Genomic DNA, 21,089 nt, shown 5'->3' with positions numbered 1-21,089 from the left:
TGACCCGATGACCCGCCGTACCCCCACCACCGACGTCGCCCTGATCGCCGGCTTCGCCGCGCTCATCGCGGTGTGCGCCATCCTGCCCGACATCAAGACCGGCATCGGCGTCCCGTACTCGCTGCAGACCTTCGGCGTGCTCCTCGCGGGCGCCGTGCTGGGGCCGGTGCGCGGCTTCCTGTGCGTGACGCTCTACCTGGTCGCGGGCCTGGTGCTGCCGATCTACTCCGGCGGCGCGTCCGGCATCTCGCACTACAGCGGCGTCACCGCGGGCTACCTCGTCGCCTTCCCGATCGCGGCCGCGCTGTGCGGCTTCCTCGTCCATCGCAACCGCACCAACGCCACCCAGTTCGCGTTCGTGTTCACCTGCGGCCTGCTCAGCAGCTTCCTCGTCGTGCACACCCTCGGGCCGCTCAACCTCGCCTGGCGCGCGGACCTCAGCCTCAAGGAGGCGTTCAGCTTCGACGCCGCCTACTTCCCCGGAGACATCGCCAAGAACGTCGTGATGGCGCTCGTCGCGACCGCCGTCCACCGCGCCTTCCCGGACCTGATCGGCTCTCGCCCGAGCTCCGCCGAGGTCGAGGCGACCTCCGCGGCGTGACCCGCATCGAGCTCGACCGGGTGGTCGTCCGGGCCGCGACGCCCGGCGGCCCGGCCCCCGAGGTCACCGTCCTGCGAGAGACCACGCTCGACCTCACCGAGCGGCGGATCGCGCTGATCGGCCCCAACGGCTCGGGCAAGTCGACCCTCGCCCGGCTGGTCAACGGCCTGGTCGAGCCGAGCGCGGGCCGGGTCCTCGTCGACGGGCTCGACGTGAAGCGGAAGGGCCGGGAGGTACGGCGCCGGGTGGGCTTCGTCTTCACCGACCCGAGCGCCCAGCTGGTGATGCCGACCGTCGTCGAGGACGTCGCACTGTCGCTGCGCCACCAGGTGCGCGGGCGCGAGGAGCGGACTGCGGCCGCGCGCGAGGTGCTGGCGTCGTACGGGCTCGACGAGCTGGCCGACCGCAGCGTGCACACCCTCTCCGGCGGCCAGCGCCAGCTGCTCGCCCTGGCCGGGGTGCTTGCCACCGACCCGGCGATCCTCGTCGCCGACGAGCCGACGACGCTGCTCGACCTGCGCAACGCGCGGATGATCGGCGACCTGCTGCTCGGCCTCCCCCAGCAGCTGGTGCTGGCCACCCACGACCTCGACCTGGCGCTGCGCTGCGACCGGGCGCTGCTGGTCGAGGACGGCGCGGTGGTCGCGGACGGCGCCCCTGCCGAGGTCGTCGACCACTACCGCGCGAGCGCAAGATGACCGCCAGCCCGCTCGGCGACTACGTGCCGGGAACGTCGGTGTTCCACCGGCTGCCCGTCGGCGCGAAGCTGCTGGGCCTGCTGGTGCTGAGCGTGGTGGCCGTGGCGTTCCGCGGTGTGCCCATGACCGCGGGCCTGCTCGTGCTGGCGGTGGTGTGCTGCGTGGTCGCGGGGGTCCGCCTGGCCCGGGCGGCCCGCGCGCTGCGCGGCGTCGTGGTGGCGATGACCCTGCTGGCGGCCTACCAGACCTGGCAGCGGGGGGCCGAGCACGCCTTCGTGGTCGTCGGCGCCCTGGTGGGGCTGCTGCTGCTGGCCACCGTCTTCACGACGACCACCTCGGTCGAGGCGATGGTCGACGCCATCACCCGTTGGCTCGGCCCCTTGCGCCGCTTCGGCGTCAACCCGGAGCTGGTGGCGCTCGCCTTCTCGCTGATGATCCGCGGCATCCCGCTCACCCTCGCCATCGCAGGCGAGACCCGCGACGCCGCCCGCGCCCGGGGGCTCGAACGCAACCCCCGGGCCTACCTCACGCCCCTGGTGATCCGGGTCGTCGCGCATGCCCGGGCGACGGGAGACGCGCTGCACGCGCGCGGTCTCGGCGACGACTGAGTCTCGACGCCGGTCCGCATCCCGGCTATCCTGAGCGACCTGAACACTGTTCAGTTCGCATCCAGGACCTGCCCGAGGAGCACGATGACCACGACGAAGACCGCCTTGAACTTCGACCAGCTGGCCACCCGCATCCTCGGTGGGGGCGCGGCCACCGAGGCCGAGGCGCTGGCCGTGCTTCAGGCGCCCGACGGCGACCTGATGTCGATCGTCGCAGCGGCCGGCCGGCTGCGCCGGGAGCACTTCGGCAACACGGTCAAGGTCAACTACCTGGTCAACCTCAAGTCCGGCCTGTGCCCCGAGAACTGCAACTACTGCTCGCAGGCGATGGGCTCGGAGGCGCCGATCCTCAAGTACTCCTGGCTCTCCAAGGAGGAGACCCTCAAGCAGGCGGGTGCCGGCCTGCGCGGCGGCGCGACCCGGGTCTGCATGGTGTCGTCGGGCCGCGGTCCCTCCGAGCGGGACATCGACAAGGTCGTGGAGATGACCGAGGCCCTCAAGGACGAGTACGACGGCGTCGAGGTCTGCGCCTGCCTCGGCCTCCTCAAGGACGGCCAGGCCGCCCGGCTCAAGGCGGCCGGTGTCGACGCCTACAACCACAACATCAACACCGCCGAGTCGCACCACGACAACATCGTCCAGACGCACACCTACGACGACCGCGTGGGCACCATCGGCAAGGCGAAGGACGCCGGCCTGTCGCCGTGCTCCGGGCTGATCGCGGGTCTCGGCGAGACCGACGAGCAGCTGGTCGAGGCACTGTTCGCGCTGAAGGCGCTGGACACCGACTCGATCCCGGTGAACTTCCTGATGCCGTTCGACGGGACGCCGTACCAGAACACCTGGGAGCTCTCCCCCATCCGGTGCGTGAAGATCCTGACGATGGCGCGCTTCGTGTGCCCCGACAAGGAGATCCGGATCGCCGGCGGCCGCGAGATGCACCTGCGCACACTGCAGGCCACGGCGCTGCAGGTCGCGAACTCGATCTTCCTCGGCGACTACCTCACCTCCGAGGGCCAGGACGCGCTGAGCGACCTGCACCTGCTGCGCGACAACGGCTTCTCGATCCTCGGCCTGGACCAGGACGCGTTCGACGAGCTGATCGCCGCGCACGAGGCCGGCGTCACCCACCGCGTCCACGCGACCACGCCCTGCGGGTCCGCCGCCGGCACCGGCTGCGGCGACGGCTGTGGCGGCTGCTCGGTGGCCGCCGACAACAAGCCCGTCATCCGCTCGCGCGGCGCAGGGACCGAAGTCGCCGCCAACGCCTGAGGACTCCTCCGATGGTTGAGCCTGTCGAAACCCTCGCCTTCGACCGCGAGCACCTCTGGCACCCGTACACCTCGATGACCGAGCCGACGCCGGTCCGGCTGGTCACGGCCGCCCGCGGCTGCGAGCTGGAGGTCGACGGCCGCTGGGTCGTCGACGCGATGTCGTCGTGGTGGTCGGCGATCCACGGCTACCGGCACCCGGCGCTCGACGCCGCCGTCGCCGAGCAGGCCGGCCGGTTCAGCCACGTGATGTTCGGCGGCCTCACCCACGAGCCCGCGGTGGAGCTGGGCCGGCGCCTCGTCGAGATCACCCCCGAGCCGCTGGACCGGGTCTTCCTCGCCGACTCGGGTTCGGTGAGCGTCGAGGTCGCGATGAAGATGGTGCTGCAGTACCAGCGCGGTGTCGGCCGCGCCGAGGGCACCCGGATGCTCACCGTCCTCGGCGGCTACCACGGCGACACCTTCGACTGCATGAGCGTCACCGACCCCGTGGGCGGGATGCACGCGCTGTGGGCCGGCCTGCTCCCGCAGCAGGTGTTCGCCCCCCGGCCGCCGGCGTACGACGCCGGCCCGGACGCGGTCGCCGCGTGGGCCGACGCCGTGCGGGACCTCGCCGAGAGGCACGGGCACGAGCTCGCCGGCATCATCGTCGAGCCGTTGCTGCAGGGTGCCGGCGGGATGTGGCCCTACCCCGTGGCGTGCCTGCGGGTGCTGCGCGAGGTCGCCGACGAACACGGCCTGCTGCTGGTGTTCGACGAGATCGCGACCGGCTTCGGCCGGACCGGCCACCTGTTCGCCAGCGACCTCGTCACGCCCGACGTGCTGTGCCTCGGCAAGGCGCTGACCGGCGGCTACCTCACCCTTGCCGCGGTGCTCACGACCGACGCCGTCGCCCGCGGGATCTCCGGCAGCGAGGCGGGTGTCGTCATGCACGGCCCCACGTTCATGGGCAACCCGCTGGCCTGCGCGGTCGCGAGCGCGTCGATCGACCTGCTGCTCGCCTCGGACTGGAGGGCGCGGGTGAGTGGCATCGGCGACCGGCTCACCGCGGGTCTGCAGCCGTTGCGCGACCTGCCGGGCGTGGCGGACGTCCGCACGATCGGCGCCGTCGGGGTCGTCCAGCTCGACCACCCCGTCGACGTCGTCGCAGCGACCGAGGCCGCGCTTGGCGCGGGCGTGTGGCTGCGGCCGTTCCGGGACCTGGTGTACGCGATGCCGCCGTACGTCGCCGGGCCGGACGCGATCGACCGGATCGTCAGCGGCATCACAGAGGCGGTGAAGGCGGGATGAGCGAAGACACCAGCGCCTGGGAGACCTGGCTCGCGGCGGAGGCCGAGAAGCGGGAGGCGGCCGGCCTGACCCGACGACTGCGGCCGCGACCGGCCGAGGACACGACGATCGACCTCGCCGGCAACGACTACCTCGGCCTGGCGCGCGACCCCGCGGTCCGCCGGGCAGCCGCGGACGCCGCCCTGGAGTGGGGATCCGGCGCCAGCGCCTCGCGACTGGTCACCGGGAGCTTCGCGCTGCACGAAGAGCTCGAGCGCGAGCTCGCCGACTACCTCGAGCAGCCGGCCGCGCTGGTCTTCTCGACCGGCTACCACGCCAACCTGGCGATCGTGACCGCGCTCGCGGACCGCACGACGCGCGTGCTCTCCGACGCCCACATCCACGCCTCCCTGGTCGACGCGGTGCGGCTGTCGCGGGCCCGGCTGAGCGTCGTACCGCACAGCGACGTCGACGCCGTCCACGCCGGCCTGGCCGCCGCCGCGGATGCCGGCGAGCGGGCGATGGTGCTCGTCGAGTCGGTCTACTCCGTGCTCGGCGACGCGGCACCGCTCGTGGAGCTGGCCGCCCTCTGCGAGCAGTACGACGCCCTGCTGGTCGTCGACGAAGCGCACGGCGTCGGGGTGCACGGCCCCGGGCTGGTCGCCACACTCGGGCTCGCCGGACTCCCCCACGTCGTCGTGACCGCGACCCTGTCCAAGTCGCTCGGCGCGCAGGGCGGCGCCGTGCTCGGCTCCCCCGCACTGCGCGAGCACCTCGTCAACCGGGCCCGCCCGTTCATCTTCGACACCGGCCTGGCGCCGGCCCCGGCCGCCGGCGCGCTGGCCGCGCTGCGGGCGATCCGGGCGCGACCGGAGCTGGGCGCGACCGTGCGGACCCGGGTCGCCGCGCTCGCCGACACGCTCGGCGTCGTAGCCCCCGCCGGTGCCGTGCTGTCGGTCCCGATGTCCTCGCCGCAGGCCGCCGTCGCCGCGCAGGCCGCGGCGCTGGAGGCCGGCCTCCGGGTCGGCTGCTTCCGCCCGCCGTCGGTCCCCGACGGCATCTCCCGGCTGCGGATCACCGTCACCGCGGGCGTCGCGGAGCACGACTGGGCGCGCGCCGTGGCGGTGCTGGTCGACCTCGTCAAGGAGCACCAGTGACCGGCCCCGGCACCCGCGTCGTGGTCGTGACCGGCACCGACACCGGGGTCGGCAAGACCGTCGCCACAGCGGCGATCGCAGCGCGCGCGATCGCGGCCGGTCAGCGGGTGCTCGTCGTGAAACCCGTGCAGACCGGGGTCGGCGGATCCGATCCGGACCCGCACGACACCGCCACCGTCGGCCACCTCAGCGGCGCCGAGGTGCTCGAGCTGGTCGCCCTCGACGAGCCGCTCGCGCCCGACACCGCCGCCCGCCGGCAGGGGGTGGCGATCCCGACCGTGCGCGAGCACGTCGCCCGGATCCGGGAGCAGCTGGCGTCGTACGACCTCGTGGTCGTGGAGGGCGCCGGCGGCCTGCTGGTCCGCCTCGACACCGAGGGCGGCACGATCCTCGACCTGGCGCGCGACCTGACCTTCGCGCTGATGCGCGCCGACGGCTCCCCGGTCGAGGTCGTCGTCGTGTGCCGTGCCGGCCTCGGCACCCTCAACCACACCGAGCTGACCACCACCGCCCTGCGAGCCGTCCAGGTCGAGCCCGCCGGTCTGGTCATCGGCGCCTGGCCGGCCGAGCCCGGCGTCGCCGCTACCTGCAACCGCACCGACCTCGCCCGGCTCACCGGCGTGCCCGTCGTCGCCGTCATCCCCGACGGCGCCGGCTCCCTGCCGCCTTCGGAGTTCCAGGCCGGGGTGCCGACCTGGTTCGCCTGAGCCTCACCACAGCGGCGGTCGGCGGTCCTTCCACGGCGCGGCGGCCTCGACCTGCGCGGCCAGGGAGATGAGCAGCTCCTCCTCGGCGGGACGCGCCGCGAGCATGACGCCGACGGGCAGGCCCTCAGGGGTCTGGTGGAGCGGGAGCGAGATGGCGGGCATGCCCGTGACGTTCCAGGCGGAGGTCCACGGCGTGAACCTCTTCTGCGCCTCGAAGTCGGCGGCCGGGTCGGCGTCGTCGCGGATCGCGCCGACCGGGAGCGGCGGGGTGGCGAGGGTCGGGGTGAGCACGATGTCGTACGGCGCCAGCGCGACCAGCGCGTCGGCCGCATAGCGGCGCATCGCGCCGATCGCCAGCCCGAACTCGGGCCCCGTCACCGCCTCGCCGCGTTCACCGAGCCACCGGGTCAGCGGCCGGATCTGCTCTCGCTGGGCAGGGACGAGCGGCACGGTGGACAGCGCCGTGAGCACCGCCCAGCAGGTCTCGAAGACGGCGACGGCCTCGGCCGGCAGCGGCACCTGCACGTCCTCGATCACGTGGCCGAGCGAGGCGAGCAGGCGCGACGCGTCGTCGTAGGCCTGCTGGACCTCGGGGTGCACCTCGACGTCGGCGATGACCGGCCGGTCGAACCGGGCGATCCGCAGCCGGCCGGGATCGCGGCTCGCCGCGGAGAGGAAGGTCGCGGCCGGGTCGGGCGCCCAGGTCGGGTCACCCGCACGGCGGCCGGCGAGGACGTCGAGCAGGGCGGCCGCGTCGGCGACGGTCCGGGCGATCGGACCGGAGACGGCCAGGCCGACCGGGTCGCCGTACATCGGGAAGCCGCTGATCCGGCCCCGGGTCGGCTTGAGCCCGACCAGGCCGCAGCACGACGCCGGGATCCGGATCGAGCCCCCGCCGTCGGAGCCCTGGCCGAGCGGCACCAGTCCCGCCGCGACGGCGGCGGCCGCGCCGCCCGAGGACCCGCCCGCCATCCGGGTGGTGTCCCACGGCGTGACGGCCGGCGGGCGGCCCTCGGGCTCGGTGTAGCAGGGCGAGCCGAACTCCGGCGTGCTGGTCTTGCCCAGGCTGACCATCCCGGCGTCCTCGATCGCCAGCGCGACGCCGTCGGACACGTCGGGGACGTAGCCGGCGAACGCCGGCGAGCCGAACGCGGTCGGGACGCCGCGGGTGAGGTTGAGGTCCTTGATCGCCGTGGGTACGCCGGCCAGGGGGGACGCGCCGTCCCCGACCGGCCCGACCGCGGCGACCTCCCGGGCCCGGCGTCGCGCGGCGTCGGGGTCACGGAACACGAACGCGCCGTCGACGTACTCCTGCGGGAGCCGCTCGGCGCGCTCGAGGTAGTGCTCGGTGAGCTCGACGGGGCTGATCTCGCCGGCGCGGATCAGCGCCCCCTGCTCGAGGGCGGTCAGGTCGTGGAGTTCGGCCACGACCCGACCCTATCCGTCGAGCCCACCGGCGACGCGTGGGCCGCGATCAGCCCTGCTGGAAGGCGAGGACCTGCGAGGCCGGCCCGCCCAGGTAGGCGTCCTGGTCGAGGACCGCACTGTTCTTGCCGGCCGGCGACGGCAGCCCCTGACGGGCGTTGACGACACCGTTGAGCAGCCCGCCGACGCCGCAGCCGGTTGCGGCGGGCACCGCGAACGACCGGTCGACGACGACACCGCCCTTGGCGTGGACCAGGCTGCCGGTCTCGCCGACGGGGACGAACTCGAAGGTCCCGGTCTTCTCGGTCGTCAGGTGCAGCACGATCGGGTCGGCGTTGGAGCCGATGTAGCAGTTGCCGCCGAGCAGCGCGTTCTTGAGCCGGATCTTGACCGGCAGCGCGACCACCTCGCCACCGTAGATCGTGGCCAGGATGTCGACCTGCGGAAGCTCGGTGGTGGCGAGCTCGACGGTCGCGGTCACGTCGGTCAGACCGGGCAGCAGGCGCTCGAGGCCGGGCACGCCGAGCAGGCCGCCGGGGACCTGCATCGGGCTGGACGTGAACACCTTGCCGGGTGTGCCGAACGTCTTGTCCCCCGAGCCGACGCTCGCGATCCCAAGGGAGAGCACCGACTCCTTCGTCACCGGGACCGTGCCCTTGCCGATCACGAAGGTGCCGCCGGTGACCACCGCGGTCACGCACGAGGTGGAGGCGTCGTCCGCCTCGGCGAGCATCTGCTGAGCCGGGCAGTCGCGGAACACCTCGAACGGGTGCGGCTGGTCCGCGGCCTCGGCGGCCGGGACCAGGGTCGCGGCCGGGACGACGACGGCGGCCGCGAGCGCGGCCAACCGGGTGCGGGTACGACGGGACGGGAGCAGCGCCATGGTTCTTCTCCTGGGAGCGAGGATGGAGGGAGGTCGGCCGGGATCCGAGACATCCCGCCGACGACCATCCAGTCAAAGGGTCACCAGAAGGTCAACTCTTGTTGTCACACGCTGTTACTGCTAGGGAGCGCCCTTCAGAACCATCGCTGCCGCACGCCTGAGGCGTGCGGCATCGATGGTCGGGCGGGGCGCTCGGACGCGGCGAGTCAGGCCGCGCTCACCTCAGGGACGAACTCGACCAGGGTGTTGAGCGCGGCGAGCAGCTTGGCCCGGACCTCGGGGTCGGTGGCCGGGTCGACGTCGACGGCCGACTGCGAGACGATGACGTCCTCGACCACGATCGCACCGGCGATGCCGGCGGAGCGGGCGGCGTCGCCATGGGCCCACTTGCCGCCGTACGGCGTGGGCGTGGCGCCGATGACGCCGAACGGCTTGCCGACCACGGCGCCGGCGCCGTACGGGCGCGAGATCCAGTCGATGGCGTTGTTGAGGACGGCGGGCATGGTGCCGTTGTACTCGGGGGTGACGGCGAGGACGCGGTCGGCCGAGGCGACCCGCTCGCGCAGGGCGGCGGCGGCGGCCGGGGCGTCCGCGCCGTCGAGGTCCTCGTTGTAGAACGGGACCTGGTCGAGTCCCTCCACGATGTCGAGCGTGACGCCGGCAGGCGCCTCGTCGCGCAGGATCTCCGCGAGCTTGCGGTTGACGGAGCCGGCCCGGAGGGATCCGACGAGGACGGCGACGCGGGTGTTCGGGGTGTCAGTCATGGAGGTCGAAACGGACCGCGGTCCGCTTATATTCCCGGATCGCGGGAGTTTCACCGGCCGACCGGTGAAACTGGCGCTTGGACGAGGAAGTTTCCTCGTCCAAGCGCCAGTTTTGTCGTCCAGGCTCGCCCTAGGGTGGTCGCACCATGCCCAACGAGCTGCCCCTCCTGGCGAACGGACCCGTCATCCGCCGCGATGCCGCGCGCAACCGCGAGGCACTGCTGCAGGCGGCGGCCGAGCTGGTCGGCGCCTGCGGCGTCCGCGACCTCACCACCGAGGCCGTGGCCGCGCGCGCGGGCGTGGGCAAGGGCACCGTGTTCCGCAGGTTCGGCAGCCGCGAGGGGCTGATGGCCGCTCTGCTCAACCACCGCGAGGAGGAGTGGCAGGCGAGCGTGATCAGCGGTCCCCCTCCCCTGGGCCCCGGCGCGCCACCGATGGAGCGGCTGGTGGCCTTCGGAGCCTCCCGGCTGCGGCACCACCGCGAGCAGGCGGCGCTGATCGAGGCAGCTGGCAGCACGTGGGGCGAGAACTACGCCGTGCTCGGCTTCGTCTCGCTGCACGTGCGCACGCTGCTCTCCCAGCTCAGCGTGCAGGGCGACCTCGGCTATCTCTCCACCGCGCTGGTCGCGCCGCTGGCCGTGCCGGTGCTGCGCCAGCAGATCGACGCCGGCGGGATGAGCGAGGAGCGGGTCATCGCGGGCTGGAACGACCTGGTGGCGCGCGTCGTCGCTCAGCCGAGCCCGACGCGCAGCAGCTGACCGTCCCAGTCCGCGAAGGTGGCGAGCGCCGCCGGGCCGGGCCAGTGCGCGGCGACGACGTAGAGCTGGTCGCCGTGGACCGCGCAGGCGAAGGCACCGCGATCCAGCTCGACCGTGCGCAGCACCCGCCCGCCCTCGGTCACCCGGACGCAGCGCTGGTGCGGGACGTCGGCGTACCAGGCGGCGCCCTCGGCATCGAGGCAGATGCCGTCGGGGTTGGCGGCACCGAGGTCGGCCCAGACCCGGCGCCCCGACAGCGAGCCGTCCTCGGCGATGGCGAAGCCCACCAGCTCGCCGCGGTAGGAGTCAGCCACGACGAGGGTCCGGCCGTCGGCCGTGACGGCCATCCCGTTGGGGAACGCGAGGTCGTCGGCCACGACCAGCGAGCTGCCGTCGGGCAGGACGAGGGCGACGAAGCCGGGCGCCTGCCGACCGCTCGGAGGTCCGGCCGCGAAGTCGAAGTCGCAGCTGTTGACGTACGCCCGGCCACGGCCGTCGACGACGATGTCGTTGTGCCCGTACGACGAGAGGCCGGCCAGGTCGGCGTACGTCGCCAGGGTGCCGTCGGGCTCCCGCACCAGCAGCGCGTGCGCCTGGTTGGAGACCAGGACCAGCCGCCCGTCGGGGAGGAAGTCGAAGCACAGCGGCAGCGAGGTGTGCTCGACCACCACCTCGACGCGGTCGCGGTCGTCCACGGCGAGGATCCGGCCGTGGGTCCAGTCGCTGAACCAGATCCGGCCGTCGTGCCACCGCGGCGACTCCACCAGGCCGAGCCCGCTGACGAGGATGTCCATGCAGGGTGGACCCGTGCGGGCGGCGGAACTCATCGGCCCGGGGCCGGGGAGATCAGTCCCGGTGCTGGCGCAGCAGGCCGTAGGTGAGGCTGTCGGCGAGCGCCTCCCACGAGGCCTCGATGACGTTCGCGCCGACGCCGACGGTCACCCACGAGGACGCGCCGTCGGTGGTCTCGATGAGCACCCGGGTGATGGCGTCGGTGCCGTGGCCCTGGTCGAGGATGCGGACCTTGAAGTCGATCAGCTCGAACTTCGCGATCTCGGGGTAGGCCTGCTCGATCGCCGAGCGCAGCGCCTGGTCGAGCGCGTTGACCGGGCCGTTGCCCTCCCCCGTCACGACGTAGCGCACGCCGGCGGCCCTGAGCTTCACCGTCGCCTCGGAGACCGCCTCCTCGCCCGGCTGGGCATGGGTGAGGGTCTCGGTGATCACGCGCCAGCTCTCGACGTCGAAGTACGACGGCCGCACACCGTCCGCCTCCTCGGCGAGGAGCAGCTCGAAGGAGGCGTCCGCGGCCTCGAACGTGTAGCCGCGCAGCTCGAGCTCCTTGACCCGGTTGGTCACGCGGGTGACCAGCTCGGGGTTGTCGGAGAGGTCGAAGCCCAGCTCCTTGCCCTTCAGCTCGATGGTGGCGCGGCCGGCCATGTCGGAGACGAGCAGCCGCATGTCGTTGCCGACGGCGGCGGGGTCCATGTGCTGGTAGAGGTCGGGGTCGACCTTGATCGCGCTCGCGTGCAGGCCGGCCTTGTGGGCGAAGGCCGAGGCGCCGACGTAGGGCTGCCGGGCCGCGGGCGGCACGTTGGTGACCTCGGCGACCGCGTGCGCGATCCGGGTGGCCTCGGTGAGCAGGCCCGGCGGGAGCACCTGCTTGTCGAGCTTGAGCTCGAGGTTGGCGACGACGTTGATCAGGTCGGCGTTGCCGGTGCGCTCGCCGTAGCCGTTGATGCAGCCCTGGATGTGGGTGGCCCCCGCGTCGACGGCCGCGAGCGTGTTGGCGACCGCGAGGCCGGTGTCGTTGTGGCAGTGGATGCCGACGCGGACCTGGGCGGTCTCGAGGACGTCGTGCACGACGTCGGAGACCCAGCCGGGCAGCATGCCGCCGTTGGTGTCGCACAGCGCGATCACCTCCGCGCCCGCGTCGTACGCCGTGCGGAGCACCTCGAGCGCGTAGGACCGGTCGAGGCGGTAGCCGTCGAAGAAGTGCTCGGCGTCGAGGAAGACCTGCTGCCCCTCGGCACGCAGGTGGCTGACGGTGTCGCGGACCATCGCGAGGTTCTCCTCCAGGGTCGTCCGCAGCGCCTTCTCGACGTGACCGACGTGCGACTTGGCGACCAGGGTCACCACGCCGGCACCGCTGTCGCGCAACGCGGCGACCTGCGGGTCGTCGGCGGCGCGCAGGCCGGCGCGGCGGGTCGAGCCGAAGGCCGCGAGCCGCGCGTGCTGGAGGTCCAGCTCCTGCGCCGCGCGCCGGAAGAACTCGGTGTCCTTGGGGTTCGCGCCCGGCCAGCCGCCCTCGATGTAGCCGACGCCGAGCCCGTCCAGGTGCCGCGCGATCGCGAGCTTGTCGGCGACCGTGGGGTTGAGCCCCTCCTGCTGCATGCCGTCGCGCAGGGTGGTGTCGTAGACGTGGAACGAGCCGTGGAGGTCGAGCTGCTGGGTCATCGGAGATCTCTCGCTGGGTGTCACCTGGGCAAAACAAAAGCCTCCCGAGAACGAGAGGCTGGCGCGTCCGGCAGGGCGTCGGACGCGCTAACTAATGATGATGGTGCGGGTGGTCACGAGGTCAGTGTGCCACGGATGCACCGCTCGCCGGCTCAGAGTCCAAACGGGCCGGTCGACCACGGGAACCAGCCGACGCCGTCGCCGGCGACGAGGAGGCCCAGTCCGGCGGCGACCGCGAGCAGCACCGCACAGGTCAGCAGCCACGGCACCGGCCGGCGGGCCAGCGGGTCGAGCACCCGGGAGACCGGCGAGCGGAACCGGCTGCTGCTCGGCCCCGACCAGAGCGCGACGCCGAGGGTGGCGCCACCGGCCAGCAGGGTGCTCGGGACGTCGAGCGCCAGGGCGTAACCCAGCAGCCCCGCGGCCACGCCCAGTCCGGCGCTCCACGTGACGAGGACGACGGTGCCGGTCACGGCCCGGACCAGGTGCCACGGACTCGTGACGATCCAGCGCAGGGCGTCGTACCACTTCACGCCGCGGACGGTACGACGGCTCGCGACCGCCGACGCGGCCAGCGAACCGGCGCGCAGCAGCCACACCGTCAGCACCACCATGGCGGCGGCGACCCACGGAGCAGCGGCGAACCCGGCGCCGAGCGCGACCGCGCCGAGGCCCACGCTCACCCAGCGGCGGATCCGCTCGCCCAACGGCGGCTTCGGCTGCACGACGAACGCCTGCCCCGGGTCCCACGCCTGGTCGAACTGCTCCTCCATCCGCGCCATCGCGGCGGCGGGCGGCACCGGTGGCAGCACCGGTGGCAGCGCCGGTGCGGTCGGGCCGGCCGTGGTCGGCGGAGCGGGCGGCGGAGCGGGCGGCAGCGGTGGCGCAGGCGGCTCGACGGCAGTCGGCAGCACCTGGGTGCCGGGAGCGGCCGGCTCGGGCACGGTCGGTGGCGTGAGCGGGCCGGGCGCGACGGGCGCGCTCCCCTGCGCGGCGAGGGCCAGGGGAAGCGTGAAGTCGTCGGCCACCGGTGCCGGCGCGGCGAACAGCGCACCCGGCGCCGCGGCGGGCGGCAGGTCGGGGCGGGTGCTGAGCGGACGCAACCAGGCCAGCAGCTCCTCGAGCAACGGCCGCTCGAGCGGCTCCGGGTCGAGCGCCGCGGCCAGCACCTCGGCCAGCGGGCTCTCGATCCCGGCGAGGTCGTGCTGGCCGCGGCGGGTGCGGTCCATGACGGCCATCGCCGGACCGCGCCCGTACGGCGCCCGCCCGCTCGCGGCGTAGGCGACCGTCGCCGCCCACGCGTGCACGTCGGCGGCGGGAGTGGCCTCGTCGCCGTACAGGATCTCGGGGGCGAGGTAGCCCGGCGTGCCGAGCAGCCAGCCGGTCTGGGTGAGCCGGACGTCGTCGGCGACGCGGGCGAGCCCGAAGTCGATGAGGATCGGGGTGCGGCCCTCCATCAGCACGTTGCCCGGCTTCACGTCGCGGTGCAGGACGTCGGCCGCGTGGACGGCGGCGAGTCCCTCGGCGAGGCAGCCGGCCAGCCAGTGCAGGTCGCGGCCGGTGACCGGGCCGTCGGTGGCGACGTGCTCGTGCAGCGAGAACCCCGGAACGTAGCGGGTGACGACGTAGGGCACCTCGGCCCACGGGTCGGCGTCGAGCATCTCCGCCACCCACGGGCTGCGCACCCGGGTCAGCGAGCCGACCTCGCGGGCCAGCCGCTGGCGTGCCTCCTGGTCGCCCACGACCTGCGGGCGCAGCACCTTGAGCGCGACCCGCTGCCCGTCGGGGCCCTGGGCGAGGTGGACGATGCCCATCCCGCCCTCGCCCAGCTTGGTGAGCAGCGCGTACCGGCCCACATGGGTGGGCGCGCTGCTGTCCGGCCGGATGGTCACGCCCCGAGGCTACCCAGCCGCGCCCGGGTTCAGGCCCGGGCGCACCGCGGTGGGCTCACTGCGTGCGCAACGTCTCCACGCCGTCGGCGGCCAGCAGGTCGATCGCCCGCCTCCACGGCCGGGCCGGGGTCGTCGTCGCGGAACACGATCGGGTGCGCCATGGCTGCCCGTATCACGTGACACGATGGACCATGGCCTCCGGCCTCGAGGTGCGCGACCTCGGCGACGGCCCACCCGTACTGATGATCCAGACCGGGCTGACCGCCGACGAGCTGCTCCCGCTCGCACTGGAGCCCGACCTGGCCGGCCACCGTCGGCTCGTCCTGCACCGCCGCGGGTACGCCGGCAGCGCGCCGCCGCACGCCGTGCCGTCGATCGCGACCGATGCCGCCGACTGCGTGGGCCTGCTCGACGAGCTCGGCATCGGCCGAACCCACGTGCTCGGCTACTCCTACTCCGCGGCCGTCGCTCTCGAGCTCGCCGTCACCTGTCCGGACCGGGTCGCGGGCCTGGTTCTCGTCGAGCCCCCGCCGAGCGTGGCAGAGCACCGCGCCGCGTTCTTGGCCGTCGTCGCGGACCTGCGCGACCTTCGCCGGGACCGGGGCGTCGCGGCCGCGCTCGACGCCTTCCTCGCGATGCAGGCGCCGCCGCAGTGGTGGGCGGCGTTGGAGGCGGTCGTCCCGGACGCCCGCGCCCGTGCGGGCCGTGACGCCGCGACCTTCCTCGACGCCGACCTGCCCGCGCTGCTCGCGTGGACCTTCACCGGCGCCGACGCGGCCAGGATCCGGTGCCCCGTGCTGCACGTGGGTGGTGACGCGAGCGGGGCCTGGTGGGCCGCCGTACGACGGCAGGTGCTGGCATGGTTCCCCGCAGCCGGCGACGTGGTGATCCCCGGGGCCGACCACGGCCTCGCGGTCACCCACACCGCCGCGGTCGCAGCCGCGGTCAGGCGGTTCCTGGACGAGTCGGGGGGGGGGGGGGGGGGGGGGGGGGGCCCCCCCCCCCCCCCCCCCCCCCCGGGGGGGGGGGGGGGGCCCCCCGCGGGGTGCCGGCGGGGGGGGGGGGGTGGCGGGGCCCCCCCGCCCCCCCCCCCCCCCCCCCCGACTCCGTCAGTCGATGCGGTGCATCCAGCCGAAGGTGTCCTCGGCGCGCCCCAGCTGGACGCCGACGAGCGCCTCGCGGATCCGCATGGTCAGGTCCTGGCTGGCGGGAGCGGGGGTCTCGCCGCCGGCGTACTTCAGCGAGCCGACGGGGGTGACCACGGCGGCGGTGCCGCAGGCGAAGATCTCGGTGATCCGTCCGCTGGCGACGCCGTCGCGCCACTCGTCGATGCCGAACTTGCGCTCGGTGACCTGGTGGCCCATCTTGCCGGCGAGCTCGATGATCGAGGAGCGGGTGATGCCCTCGAGGATGGTGCCCGTCTCCGGGGTCACGATCGAGCCGTCGTCGAAGACGAAGTACATGTTCATCCCGCCGAGCTCCTCGACGTACTTGCCCTCCTGGGCGTCGAGGAAGACCACCTGGTCGCAGCCCTGGGCGTAGGCCTCCTGCTGGGCGACCAGCGACGAGGCGTAGTTCCCGCCCGTCTTGGCGGCGCCCATGCCGCCGCGGCCGGCGCGGGTGTACTCCTCGGTCAGCCACAGCGTGACCGGCTTGATGCCGCCCTTGAAGTAGGCACCGGCCGGGCTCGCGATCACCATGAAGGTGACGTGCTGAGCCGGACGGACGCCGAGGAACTTCTCCGAGGCGAACATGAACGGCCGCAGGTAGAGGCTCTTCTCGCCACCGTCGGGGTTCCCCGGGACGAACCGCTCGTCGACCTTCACCAGCGCCTCGGCGGCCTGGATGAAGTCCGAGACTTCGAGCACCGGCAGCGCGAGGCGGCGGCTGGAGCGCTTCATCCGCTCCGCGTTGGCCTCGGGACGGAACAGCCACAGCGAGTCGTCGTCGTGACGGTAGGCCTTCATCCCCTCGAAGATCTCCTGCGCGTAGTGCAGGACCGCGGCGGCCGGGTCGAGCGTGATCGGGCCGTACGGCGTGATGCGGGCGTCGTACCAGCCCTGCTCCGGCGTCCACTCGGCGGTGAACATGTGGTCGGAGAAGTGCACCCCGAAGCCCGGGTTGGCCAGGATCTCGGCCAGCCGGGCGTCGTCGGTCGGGGTCGCAGAGAGCGTGGTGGTGATCTGCATGGTCATCAGGTTAGTCCTCGTTAACGCGGGTCGGGAGTGGGCCGTGTGCCCGCGTCCGGGGCGGTGCGCCCCGGCGCGGACTCAGCCGGCTACTCGGGCAGCGATCGCGTCGCCCACCTCGGGCGTACGACGCTGCTGGCCCGGCACCCGCGCCTCGAGGTCGGCGAGCACCGCGGCCTCGATCTTCGCCGCCGCCTCGGGGTGGCCGAGGTGGTCGAGCAGGAGCGCGCCGGAGAGGATCGCGGCGGTCGGGTCGGCGATCAGCTGGCCCGCGATGTCGGGGGCCGAGCCGTGCACCGGCTCGAACATGGAGGGCGCGGTGCGGTCCGGGTTCACGTTGCCGGACGCGGCCAGACCGATGCCCCCGCTGATCGCGGCGGCGAGGTCGGTGACGATGTCGCCGAACAGATTGTCGGTGACGATGACGTCGAAGCGCTGCGGGTCGGTCGTCAGGTAGATCATCACCGCGTCGATGTGGCTGTAGTCGGTCGTGACGTCGGGGTACTCCGCGGCCACCTCCTGGAACAGCCGCCACCACACCTGGCCCGCGTGCACCAGCACGTTGGTCTTGTGGACGAGGGTGAGCTTCTTGCGGGGACGCTTGCGGGCGCGCTCGAAGGCGTCGCGGATGACCCGCTCGACGCCGTACGCCGTGTTGACCGAGACCTCGGTCGCGACCTCGGCCGGCGTACCGACGCGCAGCGCACCGCCGTTGCCGGTGTAGGGGCCCTCGGTGCCCTCGCGGACGACGACGAAGTCGACCTCGCCCTTGGCCAGCACCTCGTCGGACAGCGGCGAGACCGCGCCCGGGTAGATGCGCGAGGGGCGCAGGTTGACGTAGTGGTCGAGCTCGAAGCGCAGCTTCAGCAGCAGGCCGCGCTCGAGGATGCCCGGGGGCAGGTTCGGGTCGTTGGGCTTGCCGCCGACCGCACCCAGCAGCAGGACGTCCTGCTTGCGGATCTCCTCGAGCACGCTGTCGGGCAGCACCTCGGCGGTGCGCAGGTAACGCTCGGCACCGAGGTCGTAGCGGGTCTGCGCGAACTTCAGGTCGGCCGGCGCCGCCGCCTCGAGGACCTTGAGAGCTTCGGCGGTCACCTCGGGGCCGATCCCGTCACCGGGAATGACGCCGAGGGCGACCTGGCCGGTGCTGACGGGGGCTGCAACAGAGGAGTCGGTCATGGGAGCAAAACCTAGTTGTCGTCGGGAAGCCCGGCGTCACCGTCTCGCAGGTCAGTCCCCGCGGCGGGCGTGTCGAGCTGGGCGAGGTGGAAGGGGTGCTCCGGGTCGTGCTTGGCCGGCCCCCACTCGCGGGAGTCGCGGTACTGGGCGCCTGGGCGGGTCGAGGTGGTGAACATCGCTGAGTCTCCGTGAGGCTGATGGGTGCTGAGGACGCTGCTGGACGAGTGCCGTCCTGGGCTCTCCCACCACGGCGGGTGGGGCGTCAGCTCGTGGGTCTCACAAGAGCTCGACTGCGACGGGGATGCGGATCGCGCGTTGCCGGCCGGTGGGCCCGCCGCGGTGCGGATCGGAGATGCGCCAGGACTTCTTCGGTTGGATCGAGAAGCCCGACGCGGTATCGGGGAACGCCGCAATCACCGCGGCGAGGTGGCCTCTCTCAGGCCTCGCCGCGGCGCACGATTACGAGAAGAGCGCTCCGCATGATGGGACGACGGTAGCGGACCCGGGCGCCGTTGTCCCCGATTCGTCCAGCATGCGGGCAGGCGGTCTGCATGAATCCCCGGATGTCCGGGGATTCATGCGCTTGTCGGGGTTTGCAACGCCTGACAAGCGCATGGATCCCCTGACCGGTGTGACCGGTGGTGCCGCTGTGACGACGCCCGGGGGGAAGGCGGCCTGCGCGACCACGATCCGAGATCCGCGTCCCGCTCCTTGATCGCAGGGGTGAGACTCGGGGCATGAGCGCGCCCCCCGAGCTTCCTGACGTGGTCCACCGCGCGTTCGACGTGTCCCGGCGCGCGGGCTACGTGTCGTTCTGCCGCAACGAGACCGGCCGCCTGTTGGCCGCCCTTGCCGCGACCCGCGAGGGGACGATGGCCGAGTTCGGCACCGGCTGCGGGGTTGGCACGGCCTGGCTGCGCTCGGGCGTCCGCAACGACAAGGCCCGGATCATCACCGCCGAGCTCGACCCCAAGCTCGCGGCCGCCGCGATCGAGATCTTCGACGAGGACCCGCTGGTCGACGTCCTCGAGGCGGACTGGTCGACGCTGCTCGACAAGGGCCCGTTCTCGCTGCTCTTCCTCGACTCCGGCGACCCGTCGTCGGTCGGTGTCGACAAGATCGCCGACCTCGTCGAGCCCGGCGGCATCGTCGTCCTCGACGACTTCTTCCCCTGCGAGATGTGGCCCCCGATCACCGGCGGCCGGGTCGACACGCTGCGCGAGGAGTGGCTCACCGACGAGCGGTTCACCACCGTCGAGGTGATGGTCGCCCCCGACGCGTCGGCGCTCATCGCGACGCGTCGCTGAAATGAGTTTCACCGGCCGGCCGGTGAAACTCACGCTGGGACGAGGAAGCTTCCTCGTCCCAGCGTGAGTTTCGTCGTCCAACCCCGGACGGACTCCACAGGTCCGGCGGTCGATCCGACCCCGCTCAGCTCTTCCCTGCCGCCACTCGCTCGTCGTTGGCGACGATCCGGGCGCTGGTGGAGCGGCCGAGCGCACGCACCTCGGCGTCCATGCGGGGCAGCAGGTCAGGAACCAGCTTGAGGACGGGCAGGGTGCCCACGGCGGAGTTGATGACGTTGCGGGCAAGGCCCGCGCCGCGCACCCAGCCCGGGCAGTAGACGTGCCGCGACCGCTTGTCGACGCCCTTCACGAACGCCTTCACGCACGCCTCGACCCCGGTCGTGCGGTTCAGCGGCGGCGGGAGCTTGCTCAGCATCTCCTCGAAGGCCGGCAGGTCGCTCTTGGCGTCCTGCACCAGCGGCGTGTCGATCCACGACATGTGCGCCGTTCCGACCGCGATCCCCTGGTGCGCGACCTCGAGCCGCAGTGCGTTCGCGAAGTGCTCGACACCCGCCTTGCTGGCGTTGTACGCCGCCAGGCCGGGTGCGGCGGCGAACGCGGCCAATGACGAGACCACCAGCAGGTAGCCCTTGCTCTCCGCGAGCGCCGGGACCGAGGCTCGGGCGGTGTTGAAGACGCCGACGACGTTGATGTCGATGGTGCGCTGGAAGGCGGCGGGGTCGATCGCCATCACCGAGCCGTAGCTGGCGATGCCGGCGTTGGCCAGCACCGTGTCGATCCGGCCGAACCGCTCGAGTGTGGTCGCGACCGCCGCTTCCATCGCCGACAGGTCGCACACGTCGGCGACGATGCCCTCGCACCGCTCGGCCCCGATCGCCGCGACGGCGTCGGCCAGGGCCGGGGCGTCGAGGTCGGTCAGCGCCAGCCGGGCGCCCTTCGCCGCGAGCGCCTTCGCGGTCTCGAGCCCGATGCCGCGCGCGCCGCCGGTGATGAGGATGACCTGGTCCTTGATCGCCATGGACGCATGGTGGCAGATACCGGCGGTCACAGGAACCGGCGTCCGAAGCCCTCAGACCTCGCCGGGCTGGGCCCGGCGGATGACGATCCGCGTCCAGGCGCCGAGGTAGACCCGCGCGTCCGGGGCGATCTCACGCTTCTCCCCCGCCGGCACCGGGTCCTTCGGCAACGGACCGACGGCGGAGCCGAGGTAGGTGCCGTTGGACGAGCCGAGGTCCTCCACCCACCATCGGGTGCCGTCGGTGGTGAGCTGGCAGTGCCGCCGGCTGATGCCGTTGTCGGTGGCCAGGTCGATATCGGGGTGGATGCCACGGCTGCGGGAGGTCCGGCCGACCAGGATCGACGTCGTCCGCAGGGGTACGACGGTCGGCACGCCCGCGGACGGGAGCGGGTCGGTCGACTCCTGGTCGGCGTACCAGTCCGGGTCGATCCAGACCTCGGCCACCCAGGCGTCGGCGAGTGGCGGCGCGATGGATTCCGCGGCCGATCCGGCGGGCGCGACACTCCCGGTCCCCTTCGCGTCGGCCGTGCCGGGGTCGTCGGTGCCGGCCGGAGCGGCGGGCGCCCCGAGGTCGAGGACGGACGGCGTGACCGGGCGCGGCAGCGAGCCGGTGGTGAAGTCGTAGCCGCAGGCCTCGCAGAACAGCGCGTTGGGCGGGTTGGCCGCCTGACAGTTGGGGCACTCGGCCGTCGAGGGCGTCGAGGGCGCCGCCGCCGGCGCCGCGGGTTCCGCGGAAGCAGGCGCGGCACCCGACCCGTCCGGGACCGGCGTGGCCCCGCCGGCCGGGATCGGCAGGCCGCAGACGTCGCAGTAGTCGTCCGAGGCCGACTCGTGCCCGGACGGGCAGGTGCTCACCGGGGTCCCCACGACGTTGTGCGCTGGAGGAGCGCAGCGGGGGAAGCGGAGAAC

General features: G+C 73.2%; 20 protein-coding genes and 1 pseudogene. 10 read left to right on the top strand and 11 right to left on the bottom strand.

Going from position 1 to position 21,089, the window contains the following annotated elements:
* The first annotated feature begins 7 nt into the window (after positions 1-7).
* The 7 genes from KU893_RS18860 to bioD all read left to right on the top strand — a co-directional run bounded on the left by KU893_RS18860 (position 8) and on the right by bioD (position 6,311).
* Complete coding sequence (locus tag KU893_RS18860; RefSeq protein WP_218235925.1) at positions 8-601, top strand: biotin transporter BioY; 594 nt, start codon at positions 8-10, stop codon at positions 599-601.
* Entirely contained in the window at positions 598-1,299 is a 702-nt protein-coding gene (locus tag KU893_RS18855; protein ID WP_257441552.1) for an energy-coupling factor ABC transporter ATP-binding protein, read from the top strand. The genes KU893_RS18860 and KU893_RS18855 overlap by 4 nt, the downstream gene beginning before the upstream one ends.
* On the top strand, positions 1,296-1,907 hold the full coding sequence (locus KU893_RS18850) for an energy-coupling factor transporter transmembrane component T (protein WP_218235924.1): 612 nt from the start codon (positions 1,296-1,298) through the stop codon (positions 1,905-1,907). Before KU893_RS18855 ends, KU893_RS18850 begins: the two co-directional genes overlap by 4 nt.
* A gap of 84 nt (positions 1,908-1,991) precedes the next feature.
* Positions 1,992-3,179 carry a biotin synthase BioB gene (gene bioB, locus KU893_RS18845; protein ID WP_218235923.1) on the top strand — a complete coding sequence of 396 codons (1,188 nt, stop codon included), beginning with the start codon at positions 1,992-1,994 and terminating at the stop codon, positions 3,177-3,179.
* An 11-nt stretch (positions 3,180-3,190) separates the two neighbouring features.
* Positions 3,191-4,468 (top strand): adenosylmethionine--8-amino-7-oxononanoate transaminase, encoded by a 1,278-nt coding sequence (locus KU893_RS18840; RefSeq protein ID WP_218235922.1) that lies wholly within the window; start codon positions 3,191-3,193, stop codon positions 4,466-4,468.
* Positions 4,465-5,604 carry an 8-amino-7-oxononanoate synthase gene (locus tag KU893_RS18835; protein ID WP_218235921.1) on the top strand — a complete coding sequence of 380 codons (1,140 nt, stop codon included), beginning with the start codon at positions 4,465-4,467 and terminating at the stop codon, positions 5,602-5,604. Before KU893_RS18840 ends, KU893_RS18835 begins: the two co-directional genes overlap by 4 nt.
* Complete coding sequence (gene bioD / locus KU893_RS18830) at positions 5,601-6,311, top strand: dethiobiotin synthase (protein WP_218235920.1); 711 nt, start codon at positions 5,601-5,603, stop codon at positions 6,309-6,311. The genes KU893_RS18835 and bioD overlap by 4 nt, the downstream gene beginning before the upstream one ends.
* Before the next feature lie 3 nt (positions 6,312-6,314).
* Here bioD and KU893_RS18825 read toward each other — a convergent pair whose 3' ends face one another.
* From KU893_RS18825 to KU893_RS18815, 3 genes are all read right to left on the bottom strand, one after another.
* Entirely contained in the window at positions 6,315-7,739 is a 1,425-nt protein-coding gene (locus KU893_RS18825) for an amidase (protein ID WP_218235919.1), read from the bottom strand.
* Between the two features lie 46 nt (positions 7,740-7,785).
* Entirely contained in the window at positions 7,786-8,619 is an 834-nt protein-coding gene (locus KU893_RS18820) for a hypothetical protein (protein ID WP_218235918.1), read from the bottom strand.
* 206 nt (positions 8,620-8,825) lie between these two features.
* Entirely contained in the window at positions 8,826-9,383 is a 558-nt protein-coding gene (locus KU893_RS18815) for an NADPH-dependent FMN reductase (protein WP_218235917.1), read from the bottom strand.
* Between the two features lie 146 nt (positions 9,384-9,529).
* Between KU893_RS18815 and KU893_RS18810 the strand changes: the two genes are divergently transcribed.
* The gene (locus KU893_RS18810) at positions 9,530-10,141 is read left to right on the top strand and encodes a TetR/AcrR family transcriptional regulator (protein ID WP_218235916.1); all 612 of its coding nucleotides are present in this window, start codon (positions 9,530-9,532) and stop codon (positions 10,139-10,141) included.
* Here KU893_RS18810 and KU893_RS18805 read toward each other — a convergent pair.
* The 3 genes from KU893_RS18805 to KU893_RS18795 form a co-directional block, all read right to left on the bottom strand.
* Positions 10,114-10,935, bottom strand: coding sequence for an SMP-30/gluconolactonase/LRE family protein (locus KU893_RS18805; protein ID WP_218235915.1), 822 nt, complete (start codon positions 10,933-10,935; stop codon positions 10,114-10,116). The genes KU893_RS18810 and KU893_RS18805 overlap by 28 nt on opposite strands.
* A 52-nt stretch (positions 10,936-10,987) precedes the next feature.
* Entirely contained in the window at positions 10,988-12,595 is a 1,608-nt protein-coding gene (gene cimA / locus KU893_RS18800) for a citramalate synthase (RefSeq protein WP_218235914.1), read from the bottom strand.
* Between the two features lie 152 nt (positions 12,596-12,747).
* A complete protein-coding gene (locus tag KU893_RS18795) occupies positions 12,748-14,487 on the bottom strand; it encodes a serine/threonine-protein kinase (protein ID WP_218235913.1) in 1,740 nt (579 codons plus the stop codon).
* A gap of 191 nt (positions 14,488-14,678) precedes the next feature.
* Between KU893_RS18795 and KU893_RS23830 the strand changes: the two are divergent.
* Positions 14,679-15,371, top strand: a pseudogene (locus tag KU893_RS23830) (alpha/beta fold hydrolase); the annotation flags it as partial.
* Positions 15,372-15,596: 225 nt separating this feature from the next.
* Here KU893_RS23830 and KU893_RS18785 read toward each other — a convergent pair.
* The 3 genes from KU893_RS18785 to KU893_RS18775 all read right to left on the bottom strand — a co-directional run bounded on the left by KU893_RS18785 (position 15,597) and on the right by KU893_RS18775 (position 18,031).
* Positions 15,597-16,676: a branched-chain amino acid aminotransferase gene (locus KU893_RS18785; protein WP_218235964.1), complete on the bottom strand. Its 1,080-nt coding sequence runs from the start codon at positions 16,674-16,676 to the stop codon at positions 15,597-15,599.
* A gap of 81 nt (positions 16,677-16,757) precedes the next feature.
* Positions 16,758-17,855, bottom strand: a complete 1,098-nt coding sequence (locus KU893_RS18780; protein ID WP_218235912.1) for a 3-isopropylmalate dehydrogenase — start codon at positions 17,853-17,855, stop codon at positions 16,758-16,760.
* Positions 17,856-17,866: 11 nt separating this feature from the next.
* Positions 17,867-18,031, bottom strand: a complete 165-nt coding sequence (locus KU893_RS18775) for a hypothetical protein (protein ID WP_218235911.1) — start codon at positions 18,029-18,031, stop codon at positions 17,867-17,869.
* A 561-nt stretch (positions 18,032-18,592) separates the two neighbouring features.
* Here KU893_RS18775 and KU893_RS18770 point away from each other — a divergent pair.
* Positions 18,593-19,162 carry an O-methyltransferase gene (locus KU893_RS18770; RefSeq protein ID WP_218235910.1) on the top strand — a complete coding sequence of 190 codons (570 nt, stop codon included), beginning with the start codon at positions 18,593-18,595 and terminating at the stop codon, positions 19,160-19,162.
* Between the two features lie 124 nt (positions 19,163-19,286).
* Here KU893_RS18770 and KU893_RS18765 read toward each other — a convergent pair whose 3' ends face one another.
* Both KU893_RS18765 and KU893_RS18760 read right to left on the bottom strand, forming a co-directional pair.
* On the bottom strand, positions 19,287-20,180 hold the full coding sequence (locus KU893_RS18765; RefSeq protein ID WP_218235909.1) for an SDR family oxidoreductase: 894 nt from the start codon (positions 20,178-20,180) through the stop codon (positions 19,287-19,289).
* Positions 20,181-20,231: 51 nt separating this feature from the next.
* A complete protein-coding gene (locus tag KU893_RS18760) occupies positions 20,232-21,035 on the bottom strand; it encodes a double zinc ribbon and FHA domain-containing protein (RefSeq protein ID WP_218235908.1) in 804 nt (267 codons plus the stop codon).
* Positions 21,036-21,089: the final 54 nt, after the last annotated feature.

Source organism: Nocardioides daeguensis, from assembly GCF_019192965.1.
Taxonomy (GTDB): domain Bacteria; phylum Actinomycetota; class Actinomycetes; order Propionibacteriales; family Nocardioidaceae; genus Nocardioides; species Nocardioides daeguensis.
The sequence above is the reverse complement of the archived record's forward strand: the minus strand, read 5'-3'. Positions and strand labels throughout refer to the sequence as shown.